Source organism: Pauljensenia sp. 20925_1_34 (assembly GCF_041432775.1).
In the GTDB taxonomy this organism is placed as follows: Bacteria; Actinomycetota; Actinomycetes; order Actinomycetales; family Actinomycetaceae; genus Pauljensenia.
In genome coordinates, this window is record NZ_JAPWAG010000001.1 from 120,812 (window position 1) to 136,059 (window position 15,248).

The 15,248-nt window shown below is 66.7% G+C and carries 13 protein-coding genes; 4 read left to right on the top strand and 9 right to left on the bottom strand.

Annotation, left to right across the window (positions count from 1 at the left end; genetic code table 11):
• Nucleotides 1–126 precede the first annotated feature (126 nt).
• Genes zwf through pgl form a run of 3 tightly spaced genes read left to right on the top strand, consistent with a single transcriptional unit; the run spans nucleotide 127 to nucleotide 3,336 of the window.
• A complete protein-coding gene (zwf, locus tag O3669_RS00575) occupies nucleotides 127–1,653 on the top strand; it encodes a glucose-6-phosphate dehydrogenase (protein WP_295918477.1) in 1,527 nt (508 codons plus the stop codon).
• Nucleotides 1,650–2,591, top strand: a complete 942-nt coding sequence (locus tag O3669_RS00580) for a glucose-6-phosphate dehydrogenase assembly protein OpcA (RefSeq protein ID WP_371523220.1) — start codon at nucleotides 1,650–1,652, stop codon at nucleotides 2,589–2,591. The genes zwf and O3669_RS00580 overlap by 4 nt, the downstream gene beginning before the upstream one ends.
• Nucleotide 2,592: 1 nt before the next feature.
• Nucleotides 2,593–3,336, top strand: a complete 744-nt coding sequence (gene pgl / locus O3669_RS00585; protein WP_371523221.1) for a 6-phosphogluconolactonase — start codon at nucleotides 2,593–2,595, stop codon at nucleotides 3,334–3,336.
• Between the two features lie 210 nt (nucleotides 3,337–3,546).
• On the opposite strand, the gene secG is transcribed toward pgl, so the two are convergent.
• The 9 genes from secG to uvrC all read right to left on the bottom strand — a co-directional run bounded on the left by secG (nucleotide 3,547) and on the right by uvrC (nucleotide 13,540).
• Nucleotides 3,547–3,792 carry a preprotein translocase subunit SecG gene (gene secG / locus O3669_RS00590; RefSeq protein ID WP_371523222.1) on the bottom strand — a complete coding sequence of 82 codons (246 nt, stop codon included), beginning with the start codon at nucleotides 3,790–3,792 and terminating at the stop codon, nucleotides 3,547–3,549.
• 160 nt (nucleotides 3,793–3,952) lie between these two features.
• Nucleotides 3,953–4,729, bottom strand: coding sequence for a triose-phosphate isomerase (tpiA, locus tag O3669_RS00595; RefSeq protein ID WP_295918468.1), 777 nt, complete (start codon nucleotides 4,727–4,729; stop codon nucleotides 3,953–3,955).
• Nucleotides 4,730–4,732: 3 nt separating this feature from the next.
• Nucleotides 4,733–5,923 carry a phosphoglycerate kinase gene (pgk, locus tag O3669_RS00600; protein WP_295918466.1) on the bottom strand — a complete coding sequence of 397 codons (1,191 nt, stop codon included), beginning with the start codon at nucleotides 5,921–5,923 and terminating at the stop codon, nucleotides 4,733–4,735.
• A gap of 106 nt (nucleotides 5,924–6,029) precedes the next feature.
• A complete protein-coding gene (gap, locus tag O3669_RS00605) occupies nucleotides 6,030–7,037 on the bottom strand; it encodes a type I glyceraldehyde-3-phosphate dehydrogenase (protein WP_314767990.1) in 1,008 nt (335 codons plus the stop codon).
• A gap of 202 nt (nucleotides 7,038–7,239) precedes the next feature.
• Nucleotides 7,240–8,223 carry a DNA-binding protein WhiA gene (gene whiA / locus O3669_RS00610; RefSeq protein WP_295918462.1) on the bottom strand — a complete coding sequence of 328 codons (984 nt, stop codon included), beginning with the start codon at nucleotides 8,221–8,223 and terminating at the stop codon, nucleotides 7,240–7,242.
• A gap of 45 nt (nucleotides 8,224–8,268) precedes the next feature.
• Nucleotides 8,269–9,273, bottom strand: a complete 1,005-nt coding sequence (gene yvcK, locus O3669_RS00615) for a uridine diphosphate-N-acetylglucosamine-binding protein YvcK (RefSeq protein WP_295918455.1) — start codon at nucleotides 9,271–9,273, stop codon at nucleotides 8,269–8,271.
• Nucleotides 9,273–10,268 carry an RNase adapter RapZ gene (gene rapZ / locus O3669_RS00620; protein WP_295918451.1) on the bottom strand — a complete coding sequence of 332 codons (996 nt, stop codon included), beginning with the start codon at nucleotides 10,266–10,268 and terminating at the stop codon, nucleotides 9,273–9,275. Before rapZ ends, yvcK begins: the two co-directional genes overlap by 1 nt.
• A 42-nt stretch (nucleotides 10,269–10,310) precedes the next feature.
• Nucleotides 10,311–11,528, bottom strand: a complete 1,218-nt coding sequence (purT, locus tag O3669_RS00625) for a formate-dependent phosphoribosylglycinamide formyltransferase (protein WP_295918448.1) — start codon at nucleotides 11,526–11,528, stop codon at nucleotides 10,311–10,313.
• The gene (uvrC, locus tag O3669_RS00630) at nucleotides 11,525–13,540 is read right to left on the bottom strand and encodes an excinuclease ABC subunit UvrC (protein WP_371523224.1); all 2,016 of its coding nucleotides are present in this window, start codon (nucleotides 13,538–13,540) and stop codon (nucleotides 11,525–11,527) included. The genes purT and uvrC overlap by 4 nt, the downstream gene beginning before the upstream one ends.
• 188 nt (nucleotides 13,541–13,728) lie before the next feature.
• Between uvrC and glnA the strand changes: the two genes are divergently transcribed.
• Nucleotides 13,729–15,153 (top strand): type I glutamate--ammonia ligase, encoded by a 1,425-nt coding sequence (gene glnA / locus O3669_RS00635; RefSeq protein ID WP_295918442.1) that lies wholly within the window; start codon nucleotides 13,729–13,731, stop codon nucleotides 15,151–15,153.
• Nucleotides 15,154–15,248: the final 95 nt, after the last annotated feature.

Below are 15,248 nucleotides of genomic sequence, written 5' to 3' on the forward strand. Positions count from 1 at the left end.
CATGTGCGCGTCAGCAGCCCTATTCTCATAGTCATGTGTGGGTCCTCGGTCCCCCACTGCGTCCCTGCTGGAACGCATGCGGGCCACGGCCTCGTCCCCCTCCCCGAGTGAACGGAGCGTTACCTCGTGACCAACGCGATTCCCACCCTGCGCGATCCGCAAGACCGCAGGCTTCCGCGCATCTCGCCGCCCTGCGGCCTCGTCATCTTCGGCATCACCGGTGACCTTGCGCGCAAGAAGCTCCTGCCGGCCATCTACGATTTGGCCAACCGCGGTCTGCTGCACCCCGCGTTCTCCCTGACCGGCTTCGCGCGCCGAGACTGGAGCCCCCAGGACTTCGAGGAGTACGTGCGCGCGTCCATCGAGGCCCACACCCGCACCGGCTTCAACGAAGGCACGTGGAACCAGCTGCGCTCGGGCCTGCGCTTCGTCTCGGGCACCTTCGATGACCCGGAGGCATACCGCCGACTCGCCGACACCGTTGCAGAGCTGGACCGCGTGCGCGGCACCGGCGGCAACCACGCGTTCTACCTGTCGATTCCGCCGTCCTACTTCCCCGTCGTCGCCAAGCACCTGTCGGACACCGGCCTCAACAAGCGTCAGGGCCGCGAATGGCGTCGCGTCATCATCGAGAAGCCCTTCGGCCACAATCTCGAGTCGGCGCGCGAACTCTCCGACGTCATCTCACAGATCTTCGACGAGCAAGACGTCTTCCGTATCGACCACTACCTGGGCAAGGAAACGGTCCAGAACATCATGGCGATGCGCTTCGCCAACGCCATGTTCGAGCCGCTGTGGAAGGCCAACTACGTCGATTCCGTGCAGATCACGATGGCCGAAGACATCGGCATCGGAACGCGCGCGGGCTACTACGACGGCATCGGTGCGGCCCGCGACATCATTCAGAACCACCTGCTCCAGCTCATGGCGCTGACCGCCATGGAGGAGCCCGTTCACTTCACACCCGAGGAGATCCAGGCCGAAAAGGAAAAGGTTTTGTCCGCCGTGCGTCTGCCCGAGGACCTGGCCGCCGACACGGCCCGCGGACAGTACGCGGGCGGCTGGCAGGGCGGCGACCAGGTGCGCGGCTACCTCGAGGAGGACGGTATTCCCGCCGACTCAACGACCGACACCTTCGCGGCAATCAAGCTGTTTGTCGACACGCGACGCTGGGCGGGCGTTCCCTTCTACCTGCGTGCCGGCAAGCGCCTGGGCAAGCGCGTCACCGAGATCGCCGTCATCTTCAAGCGCTCCGCCCACGTGCCCTTCGGCAACTCGGCCCTCAGCGAGTCTGCTCAGAACGCGCTCGTCATCCGCGTCCAACCGGATGAGGGTCTCACCCTCAAGCTTGGCGCGAAGGTCCCGGGCACCTCGATGCAGGTGCGCGACGTCACGATGGACTTCGCCTACGGCCACGCCTTCACGGAGGATTCACCCGAGGCCTACGAGCGTCTCATCCTGGATGCTCTCGTCGGCTCCGCCCCACTCTTCCCCCACCAGCGCGAGGTCGAGGCCTCGTGGAAAATCCTCGATCCGATCCTGTCCTTCTGGGAGACCCAGGGCCAGCCCGAGCCCTACGCGCCGGGCACCTGGGGCCCCCAGTCGGCGCACGACATGCTGGCCCGCGACGGCCGTTTCTGGAGGCTCCCGTGATTATCACCCTGAAGAACACGACGTCCGCCGAGGTCGCCTCGCGCATCGTGGACCTGCGTGACGAGCGCGGATCCGCGGCCCTGAGCCGCGTGCTGACACTCCTCATCTGCGTGCCCGACATGATCGACGTGGATAACGCCATCGAGATTTCGGACGCGGTCTCGCGCGAGCACCCCTGCCGCGTCATCGTCATCGTTGAGCCCGAGTCCACCGAGGGCACTGCGCGCCTGAACGCGCAGATCCGCGTGGGCGATGCCGCGGGCCTGTCCGACATCATCATTCTGGAGCCACGCGGCGAGGCGGCGTCGAACATCGATTCCCTCGTCATGCCGCTGCTCCAGTCGGACACCCCCGTGGTCACCTACTGGCCGGTCACTCCCCCGGCAAACCCGGGCGAGCACCCGCTTGGCCGCCTCGCCGCCAAGCGAATCACGGATTCGCGCGCAACGCCGTGCCCGATGGATACGCTCTCGGCCCTGTCCACCGTCTACACGCCGGGCGACACCGACCTGGCGTGGGCGGGCGTGACCCTGTGGCGCGCGCTGCTGGCCGCCGTCGCCGAGGACTTCGATCGCCTTCCGTCCTCGATCCGCGTGGCGGGTAACGCGACCCACCCCTCGCCGTTCCTCGTGGCGGCGTGGCTTCATCACCAGCTGGGTGTGCCCGTCGAGCGAGTCGTCGACCCCGAGGCCCTCACGATCACCGACATCACGTTCTTCTTCGACGACGACACGACCGTGTCGCTCTCGCGCAGCGCCACCTCCTCGGTCGCACGGCTCTCGCGCCCGGGCCTGGAGGACCGAAGCGTGAACCTGGCGCGTCGCTCCGTGCAGGATTCCCTTATGGAGGACCTGCGCCGACTGGATCCTGACGTCTACTACGGCGAGCTGCTCACGACCGAGCTGCCGCACCTGGCCGACTGTGCGACGGAAGAGTGACATGGTTGCCGTCCACACCCTCGAGGTGTTCCCGAGCGTTCAGGCCCTCAACGAGGCCGTTGGCCGCGCCTTCCTGGAGCGCCTGAGGACTCTGATCGACGAGGCCGGGGACACCGGGCGTATCAACGTGGCGATATCGGGTGGCGCGGTGACAACCTCCCTTCTGCCATCCCTGCTTCCCCAGGTGAATCAGGTCGACTGGTCGCGCGTGCGCGTGTGGCTCGTCGATGAGCGCTACGTTCCCGCCGGGCACGCCGAGCGCAACGACGACCAAGCGTGGGAGGGATTCTTCCACGCGGCCGCCGGGGTCGAGTTCGTGCGTATGCCGACCAGCGACGCTACTGCTCCCGGGGAAGGTTCTCTCGACGAGGCGACGGCGGTTTTCGCGCAGACGTGGGAGAGACTGATGGGCCGGGCTTCCTTTGACATCGCGCTCATCGGTATGGGACCCGACGGGCATATCTGCTCGCTGTTCCCAGGCCGCGTCAACATGGACGAGGCCTCCCCTATCCTGGCGATCCGCAATTCCCCGAAGCCGCCGCCTGAGCGCATCACGGTGTCGATGCCCGTCATGCAGGCCTGCCCCGAGGTGTGGCTCACGACCGCTGGCGGCGCGAAGGCCGAGGCGCTCGGGCGTGCCTTAGCGGGTGCCTCGCCCCTCGACCTCCCGGTCACGGGCATCCTGGCCCCCACGACGCGCGTCTACCTGGACGAGGCCGCAGCGTCGCAGATTGCTCTCCCGTAGGGGATCTGCAGACAAATAAGGAGGCGGGATCATTGTGACCCCGCCTCTGTCACACATTGAATGGGGCGGATGCCACACCGAGAATAGACGAGCAGAACAGGAAGAAGAAAACGCGTTCGGTAACTGACGCGGCTTGCGGCGTTAAGAACAAATGAAACTGGCTCCCCACGCGATGGTGGGGAGCCAGGAAACGATATCGATCATTGACGATCAACGACCGTACTTCGCCAGCAGCGCGTAGCCGATGATGCACACCAGCCAGATGAGCAGCGTGCCCAGGGTGATGCGGTTCAGGTTACGCTCGGCGACACCGGAGGAGCCGGCCGACGAGGAAATGCCGCCACCGAACATGTCCGACAGACCGCCACCCTGTCCCTTGTGCATAAGGACGGTCAGCGTCAGCAGGATGCTGGTCAGGAAGATCAGCACGATCAGCACGTTGTTCAGAATGGTCACGGTCAATCCAGTTTCTATCGCAGTTCGCCCCTCTTGGGGCACATACACGACAAGTGTAACGGAGAATGGCAGCGGGGCCAACCGGCACACCGATTGGCCCCGCCTCGCATTCGCTCCGACCCGGCTAGTTGCGGCCAAGGGGCGGGCGAGTGAGCGTCGCTCAGGCGTAGAAGTTCGCCATGGCGGCGAAGGAGTCAGCCTTCAGGGACGCGCCGCCGACGAGACCGCCGTCGACGTCGGGCTGAGCCATGAGCTCCTTGATGTTGCCGGGCTTGGCGGATCCACCGTAGAGGATACGGGTCGCTTCGGCGGTTTCGGCGCCGAAGTCCTCGGCGAGGGCGGCGCGGATGGCGCCGCACACTTCCTGCGCGTCGGCGGCGGAGGCGGTTTCGCCGGTGCCGATGGCCCAGATGGGCTCGTAGGCGATGACGATCTTGGCGACCTCTTCGGCCTTCCAGCCGGCGAGGGCGGCGCGGATCTGGCCGAGAACGAACTCGACGTAGGTGCCGGCCTTGCGGACCTCGAGGGCTTCGCCGCAGCACAGGATCGGGGTCATGCCCGCGTCGAAGACCTTGCGAGCCTTGGCGCCGACGAGCTCGTCGGACTCGTTGTGGTACTCGCGACGCTCGGAGTGACCCATGACGACGTAGGTGACGCCGAGCTTGGTCAGCATGTCGGTGGAGATTTCGCCGGTGTAGGCGCCGTTGTCGTGGACGGACACGTCCTGCGCGCCGTACTTGATGCCGAGTTCGTCGGCGTCAACGATGGTCTGGACGGTGCGAATGTCGGTGAACGGCGGGATGACGAGGACCTCGCACTTGGAGTAGTCGTGTCCCGCGTCGGACAGCGCCATCGCCAGGCCCTGGACGAGGTGGTTGGCCTCGAGGTGATCGAGGTTCATCTTCCAGTTGCCGGCCATGAGGGGGGTACGTGCCATGAGTCAGTCCTCCAGAACTGCGATACCGGGCAGAACCTTGCCCTCGAGGAGCTCGAGGGAGGCGCCGCCGCCAGTGGAAATGTGGGAGAAGGTGTTCTCGTCGAAGCCGAGCAGGCGCACGGCCGCGGCGGAGTCGCCACCGCCGATGACGGAGAACATGGAGCCCGTGGACAGGGCTTCGGCAACCGCGCGGGTGCCGCCGGAGAACGCGTCGAATTCGAAGACGCCCATGGGGCCGTTCCAGGCCACGGTCTTGGCGGTGGCCAGCTTGTCGGCGAAGAGCTTCTGCGACTCAGGGCCGATGTCCAGACCCATCTGGTCGTCGGGGATCGCGTCGACCGTGACGACGGTCGCGGGCGCGTCGGCCGCGAACTCGGGGGCGACGACGACGTCGACGGGCAGCACCAGGTCGACGCCGCGCTCGGCGGCCTCGGCGATGTAGCCCTTGACGGTGTCGATCTGGTCGGCCTCGAGGAGAGACTTACCGACGGAGTAGCCCTGAGCGGCCAGGAAGGTGAAGGCCATGCCGCCGCCGATGAAGAGCATGTCGGCCTTCTTCAGCAGGTTGGCGATGACGCCGAGCTTGTCGGAGACCTTGGAGCCGCCGAGGACGACGCCGTAGGGGCGCTCGGGGTCGCCGGTGACCTTGGACAGGGACTCGATCTCCTTGAAGACAAGGAGGCCAGCAGCCGAGGGCAGGAGCTTGGCGATGTCGTAGACGGAGGCCTGCTTGCGGTGGACGACGCCGAAGCCGTCGGAGACGAAGGCGTCGCCGAGCTTGGCGTATTCGCGGGCGAGTTCTTCGCGCTCTTCGTCGACCTTGGAGGTCTCGCGGGCGTCGTAGCGCACGTTCTCGAGCAGGGCGATCTCGCCCTCACCCAGGGCGGCGACGGTATCGGCGGCAGAGGGGCCGACGACGTCGGTGGCCAGCGTGACCTTCACGCCGGACAGCTCGGCGAGGCGGGTGGCGACGGGGGCCAGGGAGAAGGCAGGGTCGACCTTGCCCTTGGGGCGGCCCAGGTGGGCCAGGATGACGACCTTGGCGCCGGCGTCGGTCAGCGTCTTAAGGGTGGGCAGTGCTGCGCGGATGCGGCCATCGTCGGTGATGACGCCGTCCTTCAGCGGAACGTTGAAGTCGGAACGGACCAGGACGCGCTTGCCGCGCAGGTCGCCCAGGGAGGAAATGGTCCTCATGGGGAATCCTTTCAGTGGAAAGAAAGTGACGGTGATGTGCGAGATGCCCGTGCACGTGCGTGCACGGGCATCTCACTGTCAGCTCATGGCTGGGTCGTCAGCGCTCTCAGGCGAGCTTGGAGCCGACGAGGGCGGTGAGGCGAACGAGAGCGTTCGAGTAGCCCCACTCGTTGTCGTACCAGGACAGGACCTTGACGAGGTTGCCGATGACCTTGGTCTCGGTGGCGTCGAAGATCGAGGTGTGCGGGTCGCCCACGATGTCGGAGGAGACGATCGGATCCTCGGTGTACTCAAGAACACCCTTGAGCTCACCCTCAGCGGCGGCCTTCACGGCAGCCTTGACGGCCTCGACGGAGACCTCCTTCTTCGCGATGAAGGTGAGGTCGGTCAGGGAGCCGGTCGGGGTGGGGACGCGGACGGCGAGGCCGTCGAACTTGCCCTCGAGCTCGGGCAGGACCAGGGCGACAGCCTGGGCAGCACCGGTCTTGGTGGGGATCATGTTCAGGGCCGCGGCGCGGGCGCGACGCAGATCCTTGTGGGGGGCGTCGAGGACGCGCTGATCGCCCGTGTAGGAGTGGATGGTGGTCATGATGCCGCGCTCGATGCCGAAGTTCTCCTCGAGAACCTTGGCCAGGGGGGCGAGGCAGTTGGTCGTGCAGGAAGCGTTCGACACGATGTTCATCGTCTCGCCGTCGTACTTGTCCTCGTTCACGCCCATGACGAAGGTGCCGTCGACGTTCTTCGCGGGAGCGGAGATGACGACCTTCTTGGCGCCACCCTCGAGGTGAGCCTTGGCCTTCTCACCATCGGTGAAGAAGCCGGTGGACTCAACGACAACCTCAACGCCGAGCTCGCCCCAGGGCAGATCGGCGGGGTTACGCTGTGCGAGCACCTTGATGTGCTTGCCGTCAACGATGATGCCCTCGTCATCGTAGGACACCTCACCCTGGAAGCGACCCGTGATCGAGTCGTACTTCAGCAGGTGAGCAAGGGTCTTGTTGTCGGTCAGGTCGTTAACGGCGACGACCTCGATGTCCGCGCCCTGCTCGAGAGCGGCGCGGAAGAAGTTACGGCCGATGCGGCCGAAGCCGTTGATGCCAACGCGGGTGGTCACTATGGTTCCTCCTGCTCGTGCCCTCACAGGGCACGGTTTTCGATGCAACCGGGCGTGCGGGTTGCCAGCCCGGCCCGCAGATTTCTGCGGTTCCAGCAGTTCCTAATCTACACCCGAAAGCGGACTCTGTCACAATCCAATTTCGAAATTGATACGTGGGCTAATTCTCGTTTGAACTGGGACGAACGTAACAGGGGGGAAGTCAGTCCTCTTCGAGCATGTCGAGAGTGAGGGCGGATTCGGTGTCCGGTATGCCGCGTTCGTGGGCGACTTTGTCCGCCAACGCCAACAGGCGGCGGATGCGTCCGGCGACGGCGTCCTTGGTCAGCGGCGGGTTCGTGTGTTTGCCCAGCTCTTCGAGGGAGGCCTGCTTGTACTTCAGGCGCAGGGTGCCAGCTTCGAGCAGGTGCGCGGGCACGTCGTCACCGAGGATCTCAAAGGCGCGTTCGACGCGGGCGCCGGCGGCGACGGCCGCGCGCGCGGAGCGCCGCAGGTTGGCATCGTCAAAGTTGGCCAGCCGGTTTGCGCTGCCTCGGGCCTCGCGGCGTTCGCGCCGCTCCTGCCACGCCTCGAACGTCGAGGGCGCACCCATGGCGGCGATGAGGGTTCCGATCGCGTCGGAGTCGCGCACGGACACACGGTCGGTGCCGCGCACTTCCTTCGAGCGGGCGGCAGCGCCGAGCTTGCGCGCGCAGCCGACCATCGCGAGGGCCACCTCGGGCCCCGGGCAGGTGATCTCGAGGGAGGAGGAACGGCCCGGTTCCATGAGGGAGCCGCGTGCCAAGAAGGCTCCGCGCCAGATTGCGGCGGCCTCGGCAGTGCCGGAGGCGACGAGCACGGGGGGCAGGCCTCGCACGGGGCGACGCATGGAGTCGATCAGGCCGGTCATGCGCGCGAGCTCGTCGGCCTTATGGACGACGCGCACGACGTAGCGCTTGCCGCGGCGAAGGGAGGAGCCGGACACGACGACGACGGAGGACTCCGCGTTATAGAGAGCCTGCAGGTAGGTGCGCAGGCGCCGCGCGGCAACGGCCGAGTCGAGCTCGGCCTCGACAAGGATGCGGCCACCGACGAGGTGGAGTCCTCCGGCAAAGCGAAGCGTCGCGCTCACTTCGGCGGCCACCTCGGAGGGGGTGGTGATGACGGCACGCGCGAGCTCGTCCTTCATGTCTGATGTCAGGGACACTGATTCTCCCGATGTGTGATGTCGTGTGTCAGCGGGCAACGGGTTCTAGGGTAGCCACGTTTCGGTCTGGCCCACCTCACCAAGGAAGCCGTCGAACGCGTCACGCAGGGCGGCTGCGAGTCGCAGGGGGTCGTGGTGGGGGGCGCCATCGCCGGTACGCACCTGGCGCAGGAGCACGCGCGCGCCCAGTTCTTCGGCGGCAACGATGAGGTCGTCGATGTCGTCGCAGGCGGTGGGGTCGGCGATGACGACGTCAAGCTTGAGCGCGGGCGCGTATTCGCGTAGGACCCGCACGTGGTCGGCCGTGGACATGGTGTCGGTTTCGCCGCGCTGGCGGGCAAGGTTGAGCACGAGCGCGCGGTGGGCGTCGGTCGTGGCCAGTGCGCGGTTGATCTCGGGCACCAGCAGGTGCGGGATGACGGAGGTGTACCAGGAGCCGGGGCCCAGGACGACCCAGTCGGCCTCGGAGATAGCGTCGGTGACGGCGGCGGGCACCGCTGGGGTCTCGGGCGTGATGCGCACGTGCTCGACGGTGCCGGGGGCGACGGCGACCTTGCACTGGCCGGCCACGACGTAGCGCCGCCCGCCGTCGTTCATGTCCGCCTCGATATCGATCGGGGTGGTCGCCATGGGCAGGACGCGGCCCTGGGCGCCAAGCAGTCGGCCGACCCAGTCCAGGCCTTCAACCGGATCGTCGAGGAGCTGCCACAGGCCCGAGATCAGCAGGTTTCCGAGCGCGTGCCCGTTGAGGGGCCCGGTCGTGTCCAGGCGCAGCTGCATGACGTCGCGCCACGTCAGGCCCCACTCGGATTCCTCACAGAGCGACGCCAGCGCCATGCGCAGGTCACCAGGAGGCAGGATAGGCATCTCCTGGCGCAGCCGCCCGGAGGATCCGCCGTCGTCGGCGACGGTCACGACGGCCGTCAGGGCGCGGGTGATGTGGCGAAGGGCCCGCAGGGTGGCGGACAGTCCGTGTCCGCCACCGAGGGCGACGATGGACTGGCCGGATTCTCCTCGTTGAACCCAGCCAGCAGCATCCAGATAGGGCATTATTCTCTCCCAATGTCGCGGTGCATGACGCGAACGGAATGTCCGCGTTCACGCAGGCGTGCGGCGATGGCCTCGGAGCATGCGACGGAGCGGTGCTTTCCGCCCGTGCAGCCGATGGCGATTGTGACGAATGGCTTCAATTCTGCCAGATAGCCGTCGAGCATGGGGGCCAAAAGGTCGGCATAGCCCAGAGCGAAATCGCGGGCTCCCGGCTGGGAGAGGACATAGTCGGCCACCGCCTGGTCCTTGCCGGTCAGGTGGCGCAGTTCGTCGACCCAGTACGGGTTCTTCAAGAAGCGCACGTCGACGACGTGGTCGGCGTCCAGGGGCAGGCCGTGCTTGAAGCCGAAGGACTCGACGGTGACCTGGAGGGGGCGCTCCTCCCCCGCCACGATGTCGCGAATGCGCCTGGTCAGGTCGTGGACACTCATGGTGGAGGTGTCGATGACCTCGTCTGCTGCGCGCCGCAGGGGCGCGAGCAGGCGCATTTCGGCCTTGATGCCGTCCATGAGGGTGCCGGCGCCCTGGAGGGGGTGCGGGCGGCGGTTGGATTCGTAGCGACGCACGAGGGTCTCGGGGCTCGCCTCAAGGAAAATGACGCGGTAGACGATGCCTGCGCCCTTGAGCTGTTCGAGGGTGGCATCCAGCGTGCGGAAGAAGGTGCGCGAGCGCACGTCGACTCCGACGGCCAGGCGGTGCACGCCGGCGGCGGGGTCGTTGGACATCATGCCGACCAGGGCGGGCAGCATCGTCGGGGGAAGGTTGTCGACGACGTACCAGTCGAGGTCTTCCAGGGCCCGGGCCGCACCCGTGCGACCGGCGCCGGAGTAGCCGGTGATGATAAGGACTTCGTTGGCGGCGCGCGGCTCGAACTTGGTGCGGGCGGCGTCGCGCACGGGGATGCCCTCGGGGAAGGTGCGGGGGTTTTCCTCCCTCATGGACGAGGCCTCCTCCTGGGGCGCGCTGCGTGCGTCCGTGGGTGCATGGTCGGTCATGGTGTCCTCCTTGGGAGCGGGGTGAGCGTGGCTGTGGGTGTCTTAGGCAATCGGGGCGTCGTCGATGGTGATGGCCTGGGAGGCGCGCCGGGCGATGACGCGCGCTTCCTTGGGGGTGGCGGCACTGGCTGCGACGACGCCGACGCGTCGATGCGGGCGGCTGATCGGTTTGCCGAAGATGCGCACGATGTCAGCGGTGGCAAGCGCGGTGGCGACGCCGCGGTAGGCGGGGGCATCGATCGCTCGTTCGCTCTTGATGACGGCGGACGCGCCGGGCCGGGACAACTCGGTGGTGGTGGGCAGGCCGAGAATGGCGCGGGTGTGCAGCTCGAATTCGGACTGGCGCTGGGTGGCCATGGTGACCATGCCGGTGTCGTGGGGCCGGGGCGAGAGCTCAGAGAACCAGACCTCGTCGCCGCGCACGAAGAACTCGACGCCGAAGAGGCCCAGGCAGGGTCCGTTGCCGGCCTGTGCAAGCGCGTCGGTGACGGCCTTGGCCATGTCGCGGGCCGAGGCCAGGGCGGCCTCGCTCATCGCCATGGGCTGCCAGGATTCGACGTAGTCGCCGCCCTCCTGGCGGTGGCCGATCGGCACGCAGAAGGAGGTCACGACGCTGGCGCTGTCCTGGTCCCAGGAGCGAACGGTGAGCAGCGTGATCTCGTAGTCGAAGTCGATGCCCTCTTCAACGATGACGACGCCGGTCGTCGCGCGCGCGTCCTCTTCGGCGTGCGCCCAGGCTGCGCCGGCCTGCTCGGGGCCGTCCACGCGGGACTGTCCGTGGCCTGAAGAAGACATGGTGGGCTTGACGAAAGCGGGGTAACCGATCTCCTCCAGGGCTGCCGACAGCTCGGCCTCGCTGGACGCGAATCGGAAGTCGGACGTGCGCACGCCGGGCAGAGACGCGGCCAGGTGACGGATGCGCTGGCGATCCATCGTGGCCTGCACGGCAAAGGCGTTCGGCACGACGCGCACGCCGCGCTCCTCGTAGGCGCTCAAGCAGTCGGTGGCGATGGCCTCGACCTCGGGGACGATCAGGTCGACGTCCGCCTCATCCAGTACGGCGCGCAGGGCGGCCGGATCGCTCATGTCGAACACGCGGGAGGAGTCCGCGACCTGCATGGCAGGAGCATTGGCGTAGGAGTCGCACGCGATGACCGTGCATCCGTAGCGTTGCAGGGCGATCGTCACCTCTTTGCCGAGCTCGCCCGAGCCCAAGAGAGCCACGCGCACAGGAAGCGGCATTGGAAGCGTCATTGTCATGGTGTGTCCTCCCTCGACGATGTTGCAAGCCTATCGCGGATCGTGGCTGCGAGGGCGGGTCCCACGCCCTTGACCTCGGCAATCTGCTCGGGTGTTGCCTCGCGCAGGCGCTTGACAGAGCCAAAATGCTTCAAGAGCGCGGCCTGTCGCGCGGGTCCAAGCCCCGGGATAGAGTCCAGGACCGAGCGGCGCTGGGCCTTGGAGCGGCGCTTGCGGTGCTTCGTGATCGCGAAACGGTGGGACTCATCGCGCAGGTACTGCAGCAGGTACAGGGCCTCGGAGGTACGCGGCAGGATGAGGGGGAAGTCGTCGCCGGGGATCCACACCTCCTCCAGGCGCTTGGCCAGGCCCACGACGGGCACGTCCGCGCCCACCGCGTCCAGGGCTGCGCGCGCGGCATTGACCTGGGGCAGGCCGCCGTCCACGACGACCAGGTCGGGCCGGTAGGAGAAGCGCTTGGGTCGACCGGTCGACGCGTCAATGGGACCCGAGGCGTAGGCGATGCCGTCCTCATCCTCGCCCTCGATGCCCGCCTCCTCGGCGAGCAGGCGGGAGAAGCGCCGGGTCAACACCTCGTTCATGGCGCTCGTATCGTCGGGGGTGCCGGTCCCGTCCTCGCCGCGAATGTTGTACGTGCGATAGGCGTCCTTGCGAGGCATCCCGTCCTCGAAGACCACCATGGAGGCAACCTGATTCTCCCCACCCGTGTGCGAGACGTCGTAGCACTCGATGCGCAGGGGCGCGCCCGGCAGGTCGAGGTTTTCCGCAAGCTGCTCGAGCGCCTTCGAGCGCGCCGTAATGTCACCCGCGCGCTTCGTGCGGTGCAGGGCCAGGGCCTGGCGGGCGTTCTCCATGACCGTGTCCATCAGCTGCGCCTTGGGCCCGCGCCTGGGTACGTGCACCGACACGGAGGCGCCGCGCACCTCGCGCAGCCAGCGCTCAATCGTGTCCTCATCGTCAGGAGCCACAGAGACCAGCACCTCGCGCGGGATCGCTGACGTCGGCGTGTGGGCGACATCGTCCACGCTCACGGCCGCCACCTTGACCGCCTTCCCAGCCCCGGCCTCGTCCGGCGACGCCGAGGAGTACACCTGCTCCAGCAAACGCGCCATGAGCGCGGGCTCATCCGCCCCGTCCACGCGCTCAATCACCCAGCCGCGCGTTCCTCGGATGCGCCCGCCGCGCACGTGGAAGACGTGGACCGCCGCGTCCAAGTCGTCGCTCACCAGCGCGAACACGTCCGCATCCGCGCCATCGTCCAGCACGACCGCGTTACGCTCCAACACCGTGCGCAGCGCCTTGACGTCGTCGCGCAGCTTCGCCGCGCGCTCGAAGTTCAGCTCCGCCGACGCCTGGCGCATCTGCTCCTCCAGGTCACGGATCACCGGGCCGGTGCGCCCCTCCATGAACTGGCACAGCCCCTCGGCGAGCTCGCGATGCTCCTCCATGGACATGCGACCCACGCACGGCGCCGCACACTTGTCGATATAGCCGAGCAGGCAGGGGCGCCCCTGCGCCTTCGCGCGCTGGAACACGCCCGTCGAACACGAGCGCATCGGGAAGACGCGCAGCAGCTGATCGATCGTCTCGCGAATCGCCCACACCTGCGTGTACGGGCCGAAGTAGCGCGACCCCGCCCGCTTGCGCTCGCGGGTCACCTGCACGCGAGGGAAGCGCTCCCCCATCGACACCGCCAGGTAGGGGTAGGACTTGTCGTCCTTAAACATGACGTTGAAGCGCGGATTGAATTCCTTGATCCACGTGAACTCCAGCGTGAGGGCCTCGACCTCGGAGCGCACGACCGTCCACTGGACGGCGCTCGCGGTCGTCACCATCTGCTGGGTGCGCGGGTGCAGGTTCGCCAGGTCCTGGAAGTAGTTGGTGAGGCGATTGCGCAGGTTCTTGGCCTTGCCGACGTAGATGACGCGGCCGGTCGGATCGGAGAATCGGTAGACGCCCGGCGAGGTCGGGATGTCTCCCGTGCGGGGTCGGTACGTCGAAGGATCTGCCACGCTCCCAGGGTACGAGGCCGTGGCACCGATCGCCGAACGCCCACCGCGCGCGTGCTCTATGTCATGAAACCTGTGAAGCATGAGACCACCGCACCCAGTGGCCATCTGTAGGCTTATACTGAACTTGGCCTTAAATTGACTAATTTTTGACCAACGAGTAGAACCCACTCCCACGAAGAAGGACGTTCATGTTCACCTCCAACCAAGAGGTCGCAGACTTTATCTCCGAACAGAACATTGAACTCGTCGACGTACGCTTCTGCGACGTCCCCGGTGTTCAGCAGCACTTTACGATCCCCGTGAACGAATTCCTGGATACCGCTCTGTCGGACGGCCTCATGTTCGACGGTTCCTCGGTGCGCGGATTCACCGCTATCCACGAGTCCGACATGAAGCTCATCCCAGACATCTCCTCCGCGTTCGTGGACCCGTTCCGTGACCGCAAGACCCTGGTCGTCAACTTCTCGATCGTCGACCCCTTCACCGACGAGCCCTTCTCACGTGATCCGCGCCAGGTGGCCGCCAAGGCCGAGGCCTACCTGCGTTCAACCGGCATCGCGGACCAGTGTTTCATCGGCGCCGAGGCAGAGTTCTACCTCTTCGACGACGTGCGCTACCAGGTGAGCCCCCACAACACCTTTTTCTCCGTGGACTCCCCCGAGGCCTACTGGAACACCGGCCGCGCTGAAGAAGGCGGCAACATGGGCTACAAGGTGCCCATCAAGGGCGGCTACTTCCCCGTCTCCCCTGCCGACAAGTACGCGGACGTGCGCGACGAGATGAGCCGCCTCCTCGAAGAGGTCGGCCTCATTATTGAGCGCGCCCACCACGAGGTCGGCTCGGGTGGCCAGCAGGAGATCAACTACCGCTTCGCGACGCTGCAGACCGCGGCCGACGACATGATGAAGTTCAAGTACGTCATCAAGAACTCGGCCCTAGACTTCGGCCATTCCGCGACCTTCATGCCCAAGCCCCTCTTTGGCGACAACGGCTCGGGCATGCACACCCACATCTCGCTGTGGAAGAACGGCGAGCCCCTGTTCTACGACGAGCGCGGCTACGGTTCGCTGTCCGACACGGCTCGCTGGTTCATCGGCGGTCTGCTCGAGCATGCCCCGGCGCTGCTGGCCTTCACGAACCCGTCGGTGAACTCCTTCCGACGCCTGGTTCCCGGCTTCGAAGCCCCGATCAACCTCGTGTACTCGGCGCGCAACCGCTCCGCGTGCATCCGCATCCCCGTGACGGGCACGTCGCCCAAGGCCAAGCGCGTGGAGTACCGCGTGCCGGACCCGAGCGCGAACCCCTACCTGGCGTTCTCCGCGTGCCTCATGGCGGGCATCGACGGCATCAAGCGCCGCATCGAACCGGCCGCGCCGATCGACAAGGACCTCTACGAGCTGCCGCCGGCCGAGTACCAGGACATCGCGAAGCTGCCGAGTTCCCTCGAGGCCGCCCTCGACGCGCTGCGCGAGGACCACGAGTTCCTCACCGAGGGCGACGTCTTCACGCAGGACCTCATCGACACGTGGCTGGAGTACAAGGAGACCAACGAGGTCGCCCCGATGCGCGCCTACCCGCATCCCTACGAGTACCAGATGTACTACGATCTGTGATCTAATCGTCACTCAGTGGCCCCCACCCCGATTATGGGGCGGGGGCCGCGCCACAACCAGTAGACTCACATCGAACCTGTTGTTCAGTCTTTGAA